The organism is Pseudomonas sp. FW305-20 (genome assembly GCF_058788075.1).
The window spans coordinates 66,019-84,129 of record NZ_JBYTAJ010000015.1 but is presented as its reverse complement, the minus strand read 5'-3'; the positions used below and the strand labels follow the sequence as shown (position 1 = coordinate 84,129).

The following is an 18,111-nucleotide window of genomic DNA, read 5'->3' as shown; positions in this document are numbered from 1 at the left end:
CTTCACTCCGCGCCCTGAGCGCTGGGCTTTTCACCCGAAAAAAGTGGCAGGATCACCTGCGCACACGTGCCGCGACCGAGCCGCGAGTGCAGCTGCAATTGTCCTTGATGAGCACGCGTCACTGCCTTGACCACGGTCAGGCCGAGGCCGGTTCCGGTGGTTTTAGTGGTAAAGAAGGGTTCACCCAGACGCGCCAGCACCTTCGTATCGATGCCACTACCGCTATCGCTGACCGCGACACGCAGGTTGTTGTCACGGGTATAGAAATGGACTTTCAAACGCACATCGCCGGCGCTGGCCTGGATGGCGTTCTCGATCAGGTTCAGGATCGCCCCGACCAGCGTGTCGCGATTGCACAGCAACTCGCCCGAATGACTGTCGCATTGCCAGCGAATCGGCAGATCCTGGACATGGGTCAATGCGGCCGCCTGTAGCGACTGCATCAGCATATTAGGCGTGACGCGATCGGTCAGCGGTAGCTCGCCGCGCGCAAACACCAGCATGTCGCGAACTTGATGTTCCAGTTCGTGCAAGCGCTCTTTCAGGCGCCCGGCAAAACGTTGCTGGGTCTCGACCGGCAACGCCTGCTCAGTCAGATGACTGGCGTAGAGCAAGGCGGCGGACAAGGGAGTACGAATCTGATGAGCCAAGGACGCGACCATGCGACCGAGCGACGACAGACGTTCGTGGCGGGCCAGCTGATCTTGCAGATGACGGGTTTCAGTCAAGTCGTTGAGCAACACCAACTGCCCGGGCTCGGCATCCAGCGAGCGAGTGGAGATCGACAAACGCCGACCGTCCTTGAGCGAGATTTCGTGACCGTCGTCTTCACGGGGCGCAAAGCAGCGGGCAATGACATGACGCCACAGTTCGCCTTCAAGGGGCAGACCGAGCAGCTCGCAGGCAGCGGGGTTGGCTTCGCGCACGATGCCCTGGGCGTCGATGACAATGACGCCGCCGGGCAACAGATCAAGGAGGTTTTGCAGCCGGTTGGCCAGGCGTTCTTTTTCCGCCAGCTCCTGCATGCGCTGGGCACTGACCACCGCCAGCTCACCCTTGAGCTCGGTGACCCGGGCTTCGAGCATGCTGTAGGAATCGGTCAATTGGCTCGACATCTGGCTGAACAGTGCAAACGCCTGTTCAAGGCCAAGCCGGCTCGCCTGCTCTACGGACGACGGTTGTCCCGGAGCGTCAGGGACAGAAGACATCTGGGCGGCTTGGGGCATCGGGCTCTCTCGCTTGGCTGACCGTCAGTTAAACGGAACGTTGCGAGGGATGTAGCAATACCCGTGCCTAAAAAAAACCGCCTATAAATGAAGGACTTGAAAAACAGGCGTCAATCATCCGCCTGCTCATCACCGTCACGACGGCTCATACCGTACTTGCGCATCTTTTCCACCAGTGTGGTGCGACGAATACGCAGTCGCTCTGCCGCGCGCGCCACGATGCCATTGGCATCATCCAGCGCCTGCTGAATCAGCCCTTGTTCCAGACCACCGAGGTAGTCCTTCAGGTCCAGACCTTCCGGCGGCAACATGGCGCCGGCGGAGAAGTCCGGAGTATGACCGTTGATGGCCACGCGCTCTTCAAGATCGCTGCGAAAGCTGTCGACCAGTTGCTCATCTTCGTCGTCGACATAGCGGAATTTCTTCGGCAACTCGACCACGCCGATCACCCCATACGGATGCATGATCGCCATGCGTTCCACCAGGTTGGCGAGTTCACGGACGTTGCCCGGCCAGCCGTGGCGGCACAGCGACATGATCGCTGCCGAGTTGAAACGGATCGAACCACGCTTCTCGTGCTCCATGCGCGAGATCAACTCGTTCATCAGCAGCGGAATGTCTTCGACACGCTCGCGCAGAGGCGCCATTTCGATCGGGAACACGTTCAGGCGGTAGTACAAGTCTTCGCGGAAGCTACCGACCTCGATCATGCTTTCGAGATTCTTGTGGGTTGCCGCGATGATCCTCACATCGACGCTCTGGGTCTTGTTGCTGCCCACGCGCTCGAAGGTGCGCTCCTGCAATACGCGCAGCAACTTGACCTGCATCGGCAGCGGCATGTCGCCGATTTCATCGAGGAACAGCGTGCCGCCATTGGCCAGCTCAAAACGCCCGGCGCGGCTGGTGATTGCCCCGGTGAAGGCACCCTTCTCGTGGCCAAACAGTTCGCTTTCCAGCAATTCGGCCGGGATCGCCCCGCAGTTGACCGGCACGAACGGCGCGTCACGACGCTTGGAGTGATAGTGCAGGTTACGCGCGACCACTTCCTTGCCGGTCCCGGACTCACCGAGGATCAGCACACTGGCGTCGGTGTCGGCGACTTGCTGCATCATCTGACGGACGTGTTGAATCGCCCGACTGGTGCCGACAAGACTGCGGAAAAGATTGGGCTCACGGTGACGGCCGCGCTCGCGGGCCTGGTCGTACATCTCGCGATAGACCTGGGCACGGTGCAGGGAGTCGAGCAATTTGCTGTAGCTGGGTGGCATTTCGAGGGTCGAAAGCACTCGGCGACGCTGGTCTTCAGGCAAGTCAACGGAAGAATTATCGCCCATTAACAAAACCGGAAGGAACTCATCCCAGGTTGAGAGTGTCTTTAGCAAGCCCACAAGTGCACCAGGAGCATTGACCGTCCCGATGAGGACACAGATTACTTCACGACTTGATGACAATGAGCCGACAGCCTGCTGCCAGTCATGGCTACCGCAGGGTAAATTTTCTTCGCCAAGAAAATTTAAAATCACCGCCAGGTCGCGGCGGCGGACGCTATCGTCATCAATCAGCAGAATTTTGGTTTCACGCCACATGCAATAGCAACTTCCCTAGTCAACTCAATGCCCAAAATGAGGGGGCAAGCTAGACGCTTGCAGACACGTTATGCCTGTAGACGCCTGAAATCTGGTAGCAGCCACTAGTTAAGTCAAAAAACCGTGCACAGTCAAATTTATGGCGCACTATGTTTGGATTAACCGGGGTTTTTAACCGAACAGATGGTAAACCTTTGCCGCGCTCTGTGCTTGGTGGATCTGCGACATCTCATCAACTATCGCTTGCCGCTCCCCCGTAGCCGCCTCAAGAAGCTGTTTATACACCCCCAACAACTCCTCAAGGTTATCGCGCAACGCAGCCTCGTCCACCGAAGCTTCACTCAAGACGTCTTCCATGCAGGAACGGCAAGCCAGGTCCAACTCACCAATGGCTTCCCAGTTTCGCTCGGCCAAAGCACCAACGAGGCCTTCACGGGTTTGTTCGATTCGCTGCAATACAAGACTCATGGTGATCTCCTTAAAACTGCGGACCCGGCGCGGCGATAGCGTCCCAGCCGTCTTTGACGGTGCGAAGCAGATCGGCGACTTCGTCGAGAATCTTTGGATCGGCGCTGACATTGGCCTCGGTGAGGCGCTTCATCATGTAGGTGTAGAGGTTATCCAGCTCACCTACGCTCTCAAGGGAGTTCTCAAGATCGAGCCCTTCACGCAAACCACCGATGATGCCAATGGCTTTGCCGATGAAGATGCCCCGATTGGGAATATCCTTGCGCTCCAGGGCGCCTTTGGCTTGAGCAATACGGTCGAGACCACCCTCCATCAGCATCTGTACGAGACGGTGAGGACTGGCTTCGGAGGTTTGCGCCTGAGCGCCAATCTTCTGGTATTGGCGAAGGGCTAACATTGGATTCATGTTGTACCTCATCAAAAATCTGTGGTTCGTATAAACAATGTATCGACGACGCGTCAAAAAACTTTAGTCGCGAAACACAAAAGCCCGGAGCGTTGAACGACGCTGCCGGGCTTTTGGCGTTACTGGGTTATCAGCTGTTCTTCTGCTGCGCGGTCATCGCTTCAAACATCGAAGTGATGTTGCTGGCAGTCGCTTTCAGCTTGCCGACCAAGGTATCCATGTCGTTGTACTTTTTGGTCAGTACAGCGGTCAGGGATTCGATCCGACGATCCAGCGCGAGCTGGTCGTTGGCCAGTTTGTTCTTGGTTTTAGCCAACGCGGTAGAACGGGTATCGAGAACTCCACCGGTTTCGGTGTAAGGCGAAATCGCCTTGTTCATGCGCGCGAGCAGACCGTTGTCACCCGAGAAAAGATTCTGTACTTCCCCACCGAGCTTCTTGTCGTTCATCGCAGAGGTGAACTTGGTGGAATCGAAGTTCAGCGCACCGGTCTTCTGATCGGTAGTGATCCCCAACTGCGACAGCACAGTGAGCTTGTCACCGGTACCGGCCTCGGACAGCGGCCCGCGCATTGCCGCCAGGATCGAACGCGGCATGGCGTCGCCAGTCAGCGCAGCAGGAATGGTCGGGTTGCCGTCGTCATCGAGCGAAGGCTTGGTCAGCGAGCTAATCGCGTTGGCCACTGCATTGTAAGCATCGACAAATTTCTGGATCGAGGCTTTCAAGCCATCAGTGTTGGTCGCTACGAGTACCTGCGAATTGCCCGTGGCAAGCAGCGTCATCGACAAGCCCGAGACAGTGTTGTCCAGCTTGTTAGTAGGACTGCTGACCGACAGGCCGTCCACTGTGAACTTCGCGTCAACAGCGAGCGCACCCACTGAGCCAGCCGAGGTCTTCGTCGAGATCGCAGGAATCACCTGGGAACCATCGACGTCCAGGCCGACACCGCTGAGCGAAATATCGGTGCCTGCACCGGTGTTAGACGAGCTCACCACCAGTCTCGAACCGAAGTTATCGGTCACGACGTTGGCGCTGAAGCCACTGAACTGGTACTTGTCGTTCAGGGATTTGGCGACAGACTCGAGGGTGGAGCCCGCCGGCACGTCAAGGTTATAGGTTTTGGCTGTTCCGCCAGGCACGCCCTGAGAGATGACCAGAGTGCCTGCAGCACCGCCATTGACGGAGGCCTTGGAACCGCCATCAAAAGCAGCCGTGGCGACTTTCGAACCCGTGGCAAGCTGCGAGACATTGATCTTGTAGATGCCGGCGACAGCGGAGTTGTTAGCGGTAGCCGTGAGGACCTTGGGATCGGAAGAGGTGGCAGCAAAACCGGTGAACTGAGGTTCAGTGGTATTGCCCAGCGTCTTCATGGCCGCCTGGAACGTGGCGAGCAGCGACTTCAGGGTGCCGACACCGGAGATGGACGCGGTGTTGGTCGTGGTGCCACGGTCGATCTGACCTTGCTTGGCCGCTTTGTCAGCGTTGACCAGTGCCTTGACGATAGCACCGGTATCAAGGCCCGAGCCTAAGCCCGTGCCCGGTAGAATTGGACTTGCCATGTAGATCTCCCTTCAGTGTCTCGCCGGTCTTTTGACCACTACAACGCCCAAAAGAACATAGCAACAAATTTCATGCCAGCTGTCAGACTTTGGCGCTGAACAGCAGACTGCTTGCGTCATTCAAGCTATTGGCCAGTTTCAGGACTTCTTCGTTGGGGATCTGACGGATCACCTCACCGGAGTCGCTGGCAATGACTTTGACGATGACTTTGCCTGAAGGCTCATCGATAGAGAACTCCAGGTTACGCTTGACCGACTGGACGAACTTTTCAATTTCTTGAACGGCCATCTTCAGCTTGTCCCGCTCACTTACCGCATCCTTTGGCTCATCCTTGACCAATGCCACTGGCGCAGCATCGGCTCGAGGCTTTTCCGCAGCGGCATCAGCAACGGGCGTCGCCGGCTTCGCCACAGGATAAGACAAGTTCAGCTTCACGCTCATATCCATGTCCATCACCTCTTTGAATCAAAAAAGCGAGAGAGCGCGACAAGCGCACTCCCCCGCCAAAAACTCACCAGCTATTACTGAAGCAGTTTCAGTACAGCGGATGGCAGTTGGTTGGCTTGAGCCAGAATTGCGGTGGAAGCTTGTTGCAGAGTTTGTTGCTTGGTCAGCTGTGCAGTTTCAGCAGCGAAGTCGGTATCTTGTACGCGACCCAGTGCAGCACTGGCGTTTTCGTTGATGTTCTGCAGGTTGGAGATGGTGCTGGTCAGACGGTTTTGTGCAGCACCGAGGTCAGCACGGCTGGCGTTGATGGTGTCCAGAGCCTTGTCGATTGCAGTAACGGCAGCCGAGAAGTTGGTTTCCGAAACGGCCGAAGTCGAACCGGCGATGGTGATTGCCGAGCCAACACCCAGGGTGTTTGCGTCGAAGCTGGCGCTCAGAGTCAGGGTGATCTGGTTCGAGGTGCCAGTGTTGGAGCCGACCTGGAAGGTCATGGTGCTGGCAGTACCGTCGAGCAGGTTCTTGCCGTTCAGGTTGGTGCTGTTGGCGATACGGGTCAGTTCAGCCGACATTTGGGTGAACTCTTTGTTCAGAGCGTCACGGTCGGTAGTGCTGTTGTTATCGTTGCGGGACTGAACAGCCAGTTCACGCATACGTTGCAGAATGTTGGTTTGTTCCTGCATCGCGCCTTCAGCGGTCTGAGCGATGGAGATACCGTCGTTGGCGTTTTTGATCGCCATGGTCTGACCACGGATCTGCGAGGTCATGCGGGTAGCAATTTGCAGGCCGGCGGCGTCGTCTTTGGCGCTGTTGATTTTCAGACCGGAAGACAGGCGAGTCATCGAAGTCGACAGAGAGTCGGAAGCCTTGTTCAGGTTTTTCTGAACGTTCAACGATGTGACGTTAGTGTTTACGGTTAAAGCCATGACGAATTCCTCGTTGGTTGGGTACTGCGGCTTCCGGCCCTGGCAACCGCCGGGTGTGGCCTAGAGAACCTTCGTAATAGTTATCGTCGTCATGGCGGGTTGCTTGAGGGCTTTTTTTAAAAAAATTACTAGCAGACTGCCACCCCCAACAAAATCAGGGGTTAGCGGCCTTGCCGCATAAAAAATGACGTCAAAAAAACTGCCGAAAAAAGCTCCGGGCAAAAAAATAGCGCTACCGGACTGCCGGTAGCGCTATTGAAAGTCTTTTAGAGATCAGCCGCGATAGAGAATCGCCGAGCCCCATGACAGGCCAACGCCGAAACCGCTAATCGCCACGCGCTTCCAGGTTGAACTCAGCACGTGTTTTTCCAGCAATAAAGGAATGCTCGACGAAACGGTGTTGCCGGTCTCGACCATGTCCTTGATGAACTTCTCTGGCTCGCCTTCAAAACGCCGAGCCACTGCATCGACAATCGCCGCACTGCCCTGGTGAATGCAGAACGCGTCGATATCACTGGCTTGCAACGCCGACTCATCCAGCAACTCATGCAGATGCGCTGGGACCTTCAACAAGGCGAAGTTGAACACCTGACGACCGTTCATGAAGAACACGCCGTCACTGACTTTCAGGTGCGGGGCACCGGAACCGTCAGTACCAAACTTGGCCTTGCCCAACTGCCAGGGCGCATCCTCGGCCATCCAGGTCGCAGTAGCCGCGTCACCGAAGAGCATAGTGGTGTTGCGATCTTCAGGATCAACGATCTTCGAATAAGGGTCGGCGGTGATCAGCAAACCATTCTTCAAGCCTGTGGCTTCCATGAAGCCTTTCATGGCGTAGATGCCGTACACGTAACCCGAGCAACCCAGGGAAATATCGAACGCGGCAACATGCGTTGGCAGACCGAGCTTGTCCTGAACGATGGCAGCCGTGTGCGGCAGCCCTTCCTCATCACCATTCTGGGTGACAACGATCAGCGCATCGATAGACTCGCGCTTGAGGTCGGGATTATTAGCAAACAATGCATTAACAGCTTCGACACACAGGTCCGATGTTTCCTGCTCAGCGCCTTTGCGCGGCAGGAAAGCCGAACCGATCTTGCCCAGGATGAACTCTTCATCCTTGGCGAATTTGGCACCCTGAGCGTAGTTATCCACGCCGGCGGCCGGCACGTAACTCGCTATGCTTTTTATGCCAATCATCATGGCTTCCCGATCATAAACAGCGACTAGGTTCACCCCGAAAAGCTCAGGGGCGCATCAAAATGGTTGATTTCCCGGGGCAGACTCATCGCCCGCACCGAGGAACACAATACAGTGAAGATGCACTTTATGACCTATGCGTCACGCCGTTAAGTGCATGAATGCGATTTTTCACGTCTGGCTGTGCATTTGACTCAGTTCGGCAGCCAGATATTGCGCCATGTCACAAGGCTCTGGCCGGCCAACATCCAGTCACACCGCACCTGATCTCGCAGGGTATTACCCAATTGCGCAGCCGCCTCCAGATCGCTCACATGCGCCCTGATCGTCTCGACCCATGCTTCGTAACTATTCTGAACCCGAGTTACGCTCAACTCGTTCCGATAGGGTTGCAGATCGCTGCAAATCACCGGAAAACCGCACACGCCATACTCAAGCAGTCGCAGATGGCTTTTGCAGCGGTTAAGCATCGTGTCACCCAGTGGGGCCAACGCCAGATCAAGGTTGAGCGAAGCCAGCTTCGCAGGGTAAGCAGCGATATTGACAGTGTTATGCACTTCCTGAACGAACGGGCGTAATGCTTCAGGGCACGGACCCAATACGACCCAATGCACATCGCCAGCGAGGTCTTTGATCACGTTGCCGATCATTTCCAGTTCGTCGACATCTGCCAGTCCACCGGCCCAACCGACTCGCGGCTTGTCAGAGCAACGACGTTCGCTGACAAGACCTTCCCATTCAATCGGATTCAATCGGCTCTCGACCACACGGATATCCGGGCAGAATCCCTCGAAAGCCTGCGCCATGACGTTGCTCGACACCACCAGTCTATCCATTGACGACAGGCCCCGGTGCAACATGGCGAGGCTGCCCTCTGTGATCGGCAGGTACTCGCCCGGCTCAAAGACCTTGAATGCACGGGAGAACGCTTTCATGCGACGCATCGCCTGCAGATGCACGTCGCTCGCCACCTGCTGTAGCACGATCACATCAGGATCGTAACGCTGCAGATCGACAACAGACAGCAGCTCGGGCGAAACGAGCCCCTCGATCAGACCTTCTGCACGCAACACAGTGAAAGGCGCGATGATGCGTTGAGCGTTACCGGTTTGCTCCGCAGGATGCGCGAGCACGCGAGGCAGGAGTTTGTGACTCGACAGTGGATGCCAGGACTTCAGCGAATCCTCGACTATGAACGCCTGGCCTGGCGCCAAAGAGAAATTCGGGTTGTAGGCACGGTCGCGCGCCAACTGCGGCAACCAGCGCTCGTACAGACGATCTTCCTGCTCCGCTGTCGCAATCGGACTTTCGACGTCACCGGCCAACAGTTGCACTCGCGGCGTCCAGACATTCAGGTAGCCGGCCTGCTGAACCTTCAAGCACAAATCGGCGTCCGCCCAAGGCGCCAGTTTCTCATCGAAACCGCCCACCGTAAGGAACAACTCCCGACGCAGCATCAGGCATTGGTCGCTCAGTGCAGAGTAGTTCTGATCCACTTGCAGACGTTGCATGTAGCCAGGCGAATCGGAAGGCATGCCCTCAAAGGCTTTTCCGACAGTTCCACCCAGACCTGCCAGGAGCCCCGCATGCCGAACCTTGCCATCGCCGCCCACCAACTTTGCCCCGACGCAACCCACTTCCTGTCGCACGCCTTGATTCAACAACTGTTGCAGCCAGTATTGCCCCATGATCCCGATGGTGGAATCCAGGAACAACAAAAACTCTCCCTGAGCGTCGCTGACAGCATCATTGCGGATCGCTTGCACTGTAGGTGCCGCCGGGTAGCGCAGTACCCGAATGTGCGCGGCCCCCAATTGCTCGATACCGGACAACCAGTCACACACTGACGGATCGTCATTGCCCCGATCGAGCAACAGCAATTCATACGCACTGTAAGTCGTCTGCTCCAACAGGCTTTCGATGCAACGCTGGGCGTGGGTCAGTTGCCCGTCAATCAGAATCAGAATACTGACCAAAGGACTGCCTGAGTGAACATAGTCCAACTCATATTGCCCCTCCACCCGGCAGTTGACCTGCGCAGACTCAAAACCGCGGACACGTAGGTGATGCTCGATCACGGCCCGTTCCTGCTCTCTGTCGTGCAGGAATGGCATGTCACTGATCACCAGCGGCTCACTGACGTGCCGCAGGCTGTCGAGCCCGGTGTTCTCGACCAGGCGAAGTATGTATTCAAGTTCGAAGGCGTCCGGGCAATCGGTGATGAAACCACCCATGGCCTGCCAGACATCGCGACGGAACAGCCAGTGCTTGGCCAATGTGGCTGGCGTACTGAGCAACAGGTCAAGGTTGAAGTCCGGGCGTAGCATCAACTCTAAATGGCCGTCGCTGTAGCGCAAGACTTCGTCAGCATAAACCGCGCGCCAATCGGGTGAACCGGTCAGGTCCAGCGCGGTGACCAGGAAGCCGCTGGATGTCAGTTCGTCGCCGGCATTCAAACACATGAACCACTCGGCACCGGAGTCGAACAGTCGGTGATTGATGCATTCCATGTAATCGACCGCTGGAATCTTTACCGCATCAAGATTGACCTGCGGCGCCACCTTCGACACGTCGACACCCATCACACAGATCTGGATCGAAGCGTACAAGCCGTCCAGCGCATTGATACTGTTCAGGGTTCTGTTCAACTTGTCCGGCTGACCAAGGAAGTCGAACACTACTAACTCAAGGGCAGGGATCATTTTGTCGCGCAAATAAGCCTTGGCGATGCCGCGCTCGACATTCGTCAGCACACGTGGCGCCAGCCAAAGCGTCCCTGCCCCACCCTTGCGCGCTTCCTGATACTCGCGGGTGGCGGCTTGGGTGATGTCGATGAAGTTGTCCAGGGCGGGCCAGAATTCTTGCTCCTGCTGGACAATCCGCTCGAGCAGCAACGGCAATGTGCGGCGTGCCTCTTCAATTTGCTCAGGGTCGTTGCCGTGGGCCAGGCCGAATCCCTGCGTTTCACTCTTGCCGATCACCTGAGGTGCCCATTCGCTGGACAACAGGACACTGATGCAACCACACAGCGCCGCCTCTCCCGCCAGCGCCGACGATTCTGCGCAGTAAAAATACTCGCACTGCTGAAAGACATCCGCCAGGCCTTCCCAGGTGTTGGGGAAGTGCGGCGTTATTTCTATCGGGTTATCACCCAGGATTGCAGGATCGATGTGCGACTGGGCGCTTCGGCCCCGGTAGTAACATACCTTGCCAGGCACCCGTTTTGCGGGGTCTTGGGGCAAGCAGAAAATGCTGCGGTCGAACGGCGGCATAAACATCACCCGGTCGGCCGGTCTGTCGGGTAATTGCAGATCCTTGGTGTAGGCGAAGATAAGGTCATCCTTGCCGAAACTTTCTGCGGTCACGCCCCGGGACAGAAAACCGGGGCGATTCAGCAAGTACCTGGCCACGACATTGCCGGCCAAAGGGTTGCCTGACACGACTTCGGGATAGACCACAATGGGTTCCACGCCCTGAGTCTGATGGGTCTTGATCACATCATTGGTCAGGCGAGGCGTCATCAAACCAGGGCTCAGGACATTGGCTGTGACGTAAGCTTCATACCCGGAGCGCATCAATGCATCGCACAGCATGTGCATCACACGAATACCGGCAGAATTACGCCGGAAGTCCGGGGCAAGCAGGTAATAAGGGCTAGGCCGCTTGGAAAATAATGAACGCGTCACTGCTGCACTCCTGACGAAATCTGAAATGTATAGGCCTGCCAATTGATTAGTGGGCGCAACGCTGGTGCTCGCAGACCCAACGCACCATGCTGTCGATGGACTCGTCTAGCGAAGTCCAGTCATCCAGCCCCAGATCGCGGGCCTTGCGGATGTCGGGAACGTAATAGGATTGGGTCCTGGGGTCGCCGTTTTGCCCGAGCACCCTGACGGATTTTTCCGGAGCGGTCCGGGCCATCACGGTGTGGGCCAGCTCGGCAATGCTCAATGCCTTGTCCGAGCCGACGTTATAAGCCTGCCCTGCTTCGCCGCGAACCAGCAGCGTCAACAACCAGACAGCCAGATCGGCACCGTGCAGGTAACTGCGCACGGCTTGCCCGCTCGATTGCAACACCAGCTCGTCATTCCACAGCGCGTCCCGGACGAAATTGCCGATAGCAAAGTGGGCATCCAGGGCGATCCCCGGTCCTGAGAAAGCGAAGCAGCGGGTCAAAACCACTTCCATGCCATAGCGCTCGGCATACAGCGCGGCGAGGGTTTCCTGCGCACGCTTGGCCTCTGCATAGGCGCTGCTCGCCAGTGTGCTGTTGCAGGCCGACGCACTGGCCTCAAGCACTGGCTGACCGTACTGAAGCGGTCCATATTGCGCGCCCGTACCGGTAAACAGTACGCGCCTGGCGCCCGTGCGCACGGCAATGTCCAGCACATTGCGCGCGCCATTCAAAATCGTATCGAAGATGCTCAGCGGATTCGCGTGGGCGCCGGCCAGCGTGTCGGTGGCCGCATGCAGAACGAGATCGACCGGACGCCCTGCCTGCAGATTGATCGGCGATTGCACATCGCCCTTCAACCAGTTGATCCATCCCGTGTTGCGATACTCGGGATATTGAGCCAGGAACGTCTCCGGAGAACGGGACATCGCGGTCACGCTTATAGCAGCGCCGTTTCTGTTCAACAGTGCCAGCAGCGCGAGCAGCCACTTGCCAAAAAAACCGGTGCTGCCGGTGATCAGCAAATGTTTGCCGGCGAGTTCTTCGTAACCGTGCAGATGCCGGATAACACGCTGCACATCGTCGGCCACGACCTGTGACGCTAATGTCACTCTCATGATCGGGCGCGCCGTGCGGTCAATCCAAAAATACTGCTTTTGCGCCAGCCCAAATCAATGTCCAGCGTCATGCATTCCTGCACCAGCAGCCCCGCGCGTAAGACCAGCGCCCTGAGCGATTCTTCGGTATAGAAATTGATATGTTCGTGCCAGTGCCGCTTGAGCCCGGCCAGGTCCTTGCGATCAGGATGCTCGCGCATCAACGCTTCGCGCGGGACTTCGAGGTACAACAACGTGTCGTCGTCCAGGCACTCGGCGATTTGCACCAGCAGTTCATGGGGATCCGATACGTGTTCCAGTACCTGACTGCATACCACCAGGTCATAGCTATTGGTTTTTATCGCAGCGCGATCAACCGCTTGTGCACCGTCGACCGTTTCCACCGAAGAGATATCGAATATGTGGGTCCGACTGCTTCGACCTAGAAACGGCGAATTAATCCCGCTGTCTCCCCCCCAATCAAGGACCCGGGGGTTAGACGTCACTCGTGGCTCAAGCCAGGCTTCGACGTCGCGAACGTAATCGGCCCGCCCCTGATAATGCTGGTTTGCAGCGGCATACCCGGGTTCGAAACGCTCGCGCTCAAGTGTATAGGCCTCATCACGGTAACCGTGATACAGCTGCATCATTTCCCGGTCAGAGAAACGGTAATCGAGAAACAGCACCCCGCACGCCTGGCACTGGAGCGACGTGCACAACGTATAGGCCATGCCTGGCTGCAGATCCCTCAACCCCCACTCGGGCGTAATGCTGACAGGTTCATGGCCAAACACCCGGCTGGCCACGAAAGGCATCAGTACCGCAGGCGATCTGTCGAGATGAGTACTGGCGCAGCAAATACAATGCTGGGCGACCCGGTCTATAGCCATGAATACAACCTCGAAACAAAAACAGATTCAAAATTTCAGCAGAACACACCACACGCCGGCCATCACCAAACGCTGCGGCCGCCGTCCATTACCAGGTTGCAGCCATTCATGTAGAGAGAGGCATCGGCACACAGGAATGCGATTGCACCGCGATACTCATCTGCGTGGGCCATGCGACCCAGCGGGATCAGGCTGGTCAGCTTGCTGACAAACACATCGTCCTGGCCGGCATAGACGCCGCCCGGCGACAGCGCATTACAGCGCACGCCCTGTTCGCACCAATACGTCGCAAGGTATTTGGTCAGGCCGATCAAACCATGCTTGACCACCGAGTACGTCACCGGTTTGACCGGCTGCTGATCGTCCTCACGACCGTCAATCCGATACAGGCGCTGATCGGGCGCAATGACGCCAAGGTCCGAGGCGATGTTGATGATCACACCCTTCTTTTGCAGGGCCATCTGCTTGCCGAATACCTTGGCGCAGTTGAACGCGCCGCCCAGCCCCGCGTCCAGATCCTGCTGCCACTGTTCCCAGGGGAAGTCTTCGAGCCGGGAAAAGTTCTTGCCGTCGGCGTCTTCAACCTTGGGATTGCGTGCGGCATTGTTGATCAGAATATCGATCCGGCCATGATCGGCGATGACCTGATCGCATACCGATTGCAGCGACTTGAGGTCCGTGATGTCGGCTACAAAGGTCTGCGCCGTGACGCCCGTTTCCTCAAGCAGCCGATTGCGGCTACGTGCCAGTCCTTCTTCGCTCACATCGAGCAGAATGGGCACTGCCCCCAATCCGGCAATTGCGGCGGCATGCTGATAACCCAGCAAGCCGCCGCCACCGGTGATGATCGCGACCCGACCGGAGAGGTCGAACAGTTGCTTCATCGCGTTGTGATCAGCCATTGACCGTGACCTCGTCCAGATTGATCTGCACGCCTTTCTTCAAGGACTCACGAGCCGCCAGAGCAAGGCGCAAGCTTTGCAGGCCATCAAACAGGGTGACCTTCGGCCGGGCGTTGCCCTGGAGGCAATCCAGGAAGTGTCGCGCCTGATTCAGGAACATCTCGTTGCGTACAAAATCAGGGAAGTTCGAGCTTTCGGCGACTTCGCCTGTGGCGGTGTACACCGTCAGCTGCGTATTGATCAGGTCCATCACGGCGCTGCCACCGTCGCCAATGATCTTGAACGTGCGGACCGGTGGACGCTGGACGAAATCCTGGTGCAGATGAATCGGGAAGCTGCCCTGCTCGCCGCGGTATTGCATCAGCGAGGTTGCAGTGTCTTCGACGTCGATTTCCAGATTGCTCAGTTGTCCGCCGACACAAAGGATGTTGTCAGGCAAACCGAACAGCCAGTAGATCAAGTCCATTTCGTGGATCTGCGACAGAATCACCCCACCGCCCTGATCGGCCCGGGCGGCATACATCTGCCGGTAGTCTTCGTACTTGTGCCAGTTCGGCAGGTATTCACCGATCTCGGCGCTGACGCGAATGATATTGCCGAAATGCCCTTCGTCCAGAAGCGACTTGAGCCGTTGCAAGCCGGGATGAAAACGGAAGTTGTAGCCGACGTAGAACAGCAATTGCTTCTGCTTGACCAGCGCCAGCAGCTCTTCAATACCCTCCAGGTCACTGGCCAGCGGCTTCTCCATGAACACCGCCACGCCGGCTCGGGCACAAGCCAGGGCAATCGGTACGTGCAAGGCGTTGGGGTTGCAGATGAACACCGCTTGAGGATTTTGGGCCAATGCGCTATCGAGGTCGTGATGAACGATCACACCGTAATCGGCTTCCAGATCGGCGCCCTGCTCGACAGTCAGGTTGTCCTGCAACTTGATTCGTTGACCGCGAACCCGATACGCATGCACTTCCAGCGAATGCCCCAACAACTTACGCAAGTTGCGTAAATGCCGTTGCCCGATGCCGCCCAACCCGCAAAATAAAATCCGCACAATGACCTCAACTATTTCAAACCAGACGGTTACCGCGCAGCCATTCGGCTGACAGCTCACTCATTTCCCGCAACCAGACCGGTTCTTCACCGGCCACGCCACGCGCGACCTGGAGGACGAAGTCACCCTGATAATCGAAGCGGATCAGCTGTTCGCGCAAGCTGGCAAAATCGGCGTCGCCCTGCCCCAGCGGTACGGTGGTGCTGCCTTGGCGGCGATCCTTGATGTGAAAACTGCCGACCCGCTCGCCATAGGCGGCGAATTCGTCAGCCGGCGCATAACCCAGCGAAGCACTGTTGCCGGCATCGTAATTGACCTTGACCAACGGATGATCAATGGCCAGCAGCAATTGCTTGAACGGCTCAGGCGCCAGATCCGTTTCCAGGTGCAGCTCCACCGAGTTTGCTTCTGCCGAAGGCAGCACCTGCCGCAGATAACCGATGACTTTCGCATGCTCTTCAAGTGAGCCGATGCGCGAGTTGTCCACGAATGGCAGCACGACGCGACCGATACCCAATTGCGGGCAAATGCCGATCAGCCACTCTAGTCGTTCCAGGCGCGAGGCCAGTTCTTCGTCGGTGCAACGCAGCAACGGACAATCCATGAAGTAATCGGCGCAAATAGAAACAACAGACACGCCGTAACCGGCCAGGCACTCTTTCAGATCAGCCCGCCCCGCAGGTGTTTCCAGCGGGTTGGCACCCTCACCGTACAAATCGTAAATCCACTCGATACCGCGCAAGCCTGCCTGCGCCGTGAGTTCGATTTCTTCACGCCATTGCCCCCGAGGGAAGGACTGGAAACGCCCATCCTGCGGTGGCAGCAGACGCCCTTGCATCGTGTACAGACCCGCGTCGGCGTACTGCTTCAGATAGTCAGCAGTCATGCTCATTCCCCCACCAGTGGAATCAGCATGTTGGCCTTCAGTTCGTCGCGATCGAGGAACGGGAACAGGTCTTCCAGCGGGCTGGAGACCATTTGGCCGTTCTGGCCGATACGCGAAGTGATCCGTGGCCCGATGGCCTGATCAGGCTCGACCATCACTTCACAGACCACCGGCCCCGGCATCGCCAGGGCCTGGTTGATCACGTCCTGCAGAGTCGATTGCTCGCTGACCCGCAGCACCGGCAAACCGAACGCCTCGGCCAGCGCACCGATGTCCGGCAGCGTCAGACCGGAGACCGGATCGCAACCGATGGTCTGTTTGAAATAACCCGATTGCGAAGCGCGGATCGAGGCATAGCCGTTGTTGTTCAGCACGAAGTACTTGATCGGCAGTTGCAGACGGCGGACAACTTCCAGTTCCTGGATGTTCATCACGAACCCACCGTCGCCATCGACCGAGATGGTGCGTCGGCCGCCACTGCCAATGCAGCCGCCAATCGACGCAGGCAAACCGTAACCCATCGAACCGAGGCCGCCAGTGGCTACCGCGCGTTGACCGCGTTTGAGTTTCGCCGAGATCCAGAACGTATCGATCGACGCTCCGGAACTGCCAGGGATGATCATGTCGGTTTCGAGCAGTGCATCACAGAGCATTTCGGTGAACACGTAGCTGTTCACGAATCCCTGTTTATCGTGGTACTCCGGCAGAACCACCGGGTAACGGTTTTTCCAGTCGGTGCAGCGTTCGCGCCACGGTGTGAAATCAAAGGTTTTCTGTTCGGTGTTTCGCATCAGTCCAGCGATAAAATCACCGGCGTCGCAGACGAACGCCTGATCAGGCATGTCGCCGAGTTTGGCGATTTCCGCCGGGTCGATATCGACCACCACCACTTCGGCGGCACGGGCGAATTGCGAGCGATCGAAACCGGTGATGGAGAAGTCCATACGGCAGCCGATGGCAATCACCAGATCAGCGTTTTGCACAGTGAAGTTGGCTCCGCGCGAGGCCACAGTGCCACAGCGACCGAAGTACAGCGGATGGCTGTACTCCAGCAGATCGGCGCCGATCCACGTGGTCATCGTCGGGATGCCCAAGCGCTCGATCAGCGCACGCATCGCCTCTTGTGCACCGGCGCCGTGAACGCCGTTGCCAACCAGCAGCACCGGGCGCTGTGCCTGTTGCAATCGCACTGCCAGATCACGCAACGTGCCGGCATCCGGCAGCGCCGGTTGCGCATCTTGATCGGGGGCGTAACCGGCCAACTGACCGGGGTCGATTTCGGTGGCCTGAACGTCCAGCGGAATGTCGATCCAGACTGGGCCTTTACGGCCGCTCATCATCACGCACAACGCCTTTTCCAGCTCGTAACGAATCTGCTGCGGGTCAAGCACACACACTGCGTACTTGCTGATCGGCGTGACCACGCTGACGATGTCCAGCTCCTGAGTGCCCAGTTGACGCAGACCGCTATTGCCCTTGAGGTCGGCACGCTTAACCTGACCGGAGAGGTACATCACCGGTGTCGATTCGAACCAGGCACCGGCCAGGCCGGTCATTGCATTGGTAGCGCCAGGCCCGGAAGTGACCAGACAGGCGCCAAAGCGGCCCGAGGTGCGCGCGTAGCCTTCGGCGGCAATCGCGGCACCCTGCTCATGAAGCATGCTGATCGCTTGCAACTGCGGCTGACGGAACAACGCATTGTTGAGGTGCATGGCACCTCCGCCCGGCAGGAAAAACACATGCCCGACGCCTTGGCGGGCAATAAACTCGAAGACGTAGTCTGCAACACGCATGGAAACC

15 protein-coding genes are annotated in these 18,111 nt (G+C 57.6%); all 15 read right to left on the bottom strand.

The window, feature by feature from the left end; all coding sequences use genetic code 11:
• Positions 1 to 2: 2 nt before the first annotated feature.
• The 15 genes from AC3WP4_RS15170 to AC3WP4_RS15100 all read right to left on the bottom strand — a co-directional run bounded on the left by AC3WP4_RS15170 (position 3) and on the right by AC3WP4_RS15100 (position 18,104).
• Positions 3 to 1,208, bottom strand: a complete 1,206-nt coding sequence (locus tag AC3WP4_RS15170) for a sensor histidine kinase (protein ID WP_162493969.1) — start codon at positions 1,206 to 1,208, stop codon at positions 3 to 5.
• Between the two features lie 128 nt (positions 1,209 to 1,336).
• The gene (locus AC3WP4_RS15165; protein WP_074874537.1) at positions 1,337 to 2,812 is read right to left on the bottom strand and encodes a sigma-54 dependent transcriptional regulator; all 1,476 of its coding nucleotides are present in this window, start codon (positions 2,810 to 2,812) and stop codon (positions 1,337 to 1,339) included.
• Positions 2,813 to 2,983: 171 nt separating this feature from the next.
• Positions 2,984 to 3,280: a flagellar protein FliT gene (fliT, locus tag AC3WP4_RS15160; RefSeq protein WP_008151048.1), complete on the bottom strand. Its 297-nt coding sequence runs from the start codon at positions 3,278 to 3,280 to the stop codon at positions 2,984 to 2,986.
• 10 nt (positions 3,281 to 3,290) lie between these two features.
• Entirely contained in the window at positions 3,291 to 3,686 is a 396-nt protein-coding gene (fliS, locus tag AC3WP4_RS15155) for a flagellar export chaperone FliS (protein WP_102615899.1), read from the bottom strand.
• A gap of 130 nt (positions 3,687 to 3,816) precedes the next feature.
• The gene (fliD, locus tag AC3WP4_RS15150; protein WP_102615900.1) at positions 3,817 to 5,244 is read right to left on the bottom strand and encodes a flagellar filament capping protein FliD; all 1,428 of its coding nucleotides are present in this window, start codon (positions 5,242 to 5,244) and stop codon (positions 3,817 to 3,819) included.
• Between the two features lie 82 nt (positions 5,245 to 5,326).
• The gene (locus AC3WP4_RS15145; protein ID WP_102615901.1) at positions 5,327 to 5,692 is read right to left on the bottom strand and encodes a flagellar protein FlaG; all 366 of its coding nucleotides are present in this window, start codon (positions 5,690 to 5,692) and stop codon (positions 5,327 to 5,329) included.
• Between the two features lie 74 nt (positions 5,693 to 5,766).
• A complete protein-coding gene (locus AC3WP4_RS15140; protein ID WP_102615902.1) occupies positions 5,767 to 6,615 on the bottom strand; it encodes a flagellin domain-containing protein in 849 nt (282 codons plus the stop codon).
• Positions 6,616 to 6,888: 273 nt separating this feature from the next.
• Complete coding sequence (locus AC3WP4_RS15135) at positions 6,889 to 7,815, bottom strand: ketoacyl-ACP synthase III (RefSeq protein WP_102615903.1); 927 nt, start codon at positions 7,813 to 7,815, stop codon at positions 6,889 to 6,891.
• Between the two features lie 194 nt (positions 7,816 to 8,009).
• Positions 8,010 to 11,501 (bottom strand): glycosyltransferase, encoded by a 3,492-nt coding sequence (locus AC3WP4_RS15130; protein WP_146011592.1) that lies wholly within the window; start codon positions 11,499 to 11,501, stop codon positions 8,010 to 8,012.
• 46 nt (positions 11,502 to 11,547) lie between these two features.
• Positions 11,548 to 12,606, bottom strand: coding sequence for an NAD-dependent epimerase/dehydratase family protein (locus tag AC3WP4_RS15125; protein ID WP_102615905.1), 1,059 nt, complete (start codon positions 12,604 to 12,606; stop codon positions 11,548 to 11,550).
• Positions 12,603 to 13,400 carry a class I SAM-dependent methyltransferase gene (locus AC3WP4_RS15120; protein ID WP_256581190.1) on the bottom strand — a complete coding sequence of 266 codons (798 nt, stop codon included), beginning with the start codon at positions 13,398 to 13,400 and terminating at the stop codon, positions 12,603 to 12,605. Before AC3WP4_RS15120 ends, AC3WP4_RS15125 begins: the two co-directional genes overlap by 4 nt.
• Positions 13,401 to 13,537: 137 nt before the next feature.
• Positions 13,538 to 14,377 (bottom strand): SDR family oxidoreductase, encoded by an 840-nt coding sequence (locus tag AC3WP4_RS15115; protein ID WP_102615907.1) that lies wholly within the window; start codon positions 14,375 to 14,377, stop codon positions 13,538 to 13,540.
• A complete protein-coding gene (locus AC3WP4_RS15110; RefSeq protein WP_158242623.1) occupies positions 14,370 to 15,425 on the bottom strand; it encodes a Gfo/Idh/MocA family protein in 1,056 nt (351 codons plus the stop codon). The genes AC3WP4_RS15115 and AC3WP4_RS15110 overlap by 8 nt, the downstream gene beginning before the upstream one ends.
• 16 nt (positions 15,426 to 15,441) lie before the next feature.
• Positions 15,442 to 16,311 carry a sugar phosphate isomerase/epimerase family protein gene (locus AC3WP4_RS15105; RefSeq protein ID WP_102615909.1) on the bottom strand — a complete coding sequence of 290 codons (870 nt, stop codon included), beginning with the start codon at positions 16,309 to 16,311 and terminating at the stop codon, positions 15,442 to 15,444.
• A 2-nt stretch (positions 16,312 to 16,313) separates the two neighbouring features.
• Entirely contained in the window at positions 16,314 to 18,104 is a 1,791-nt protein-coding gene (locus AC3WP4_RS15100; protein ID WP_102615910.1) for a thiamine pyrophosphate-binding protein, read from the bottom strand.
• Positions 18,105 to 18,111: the final 7 nt, after the last annotated feature.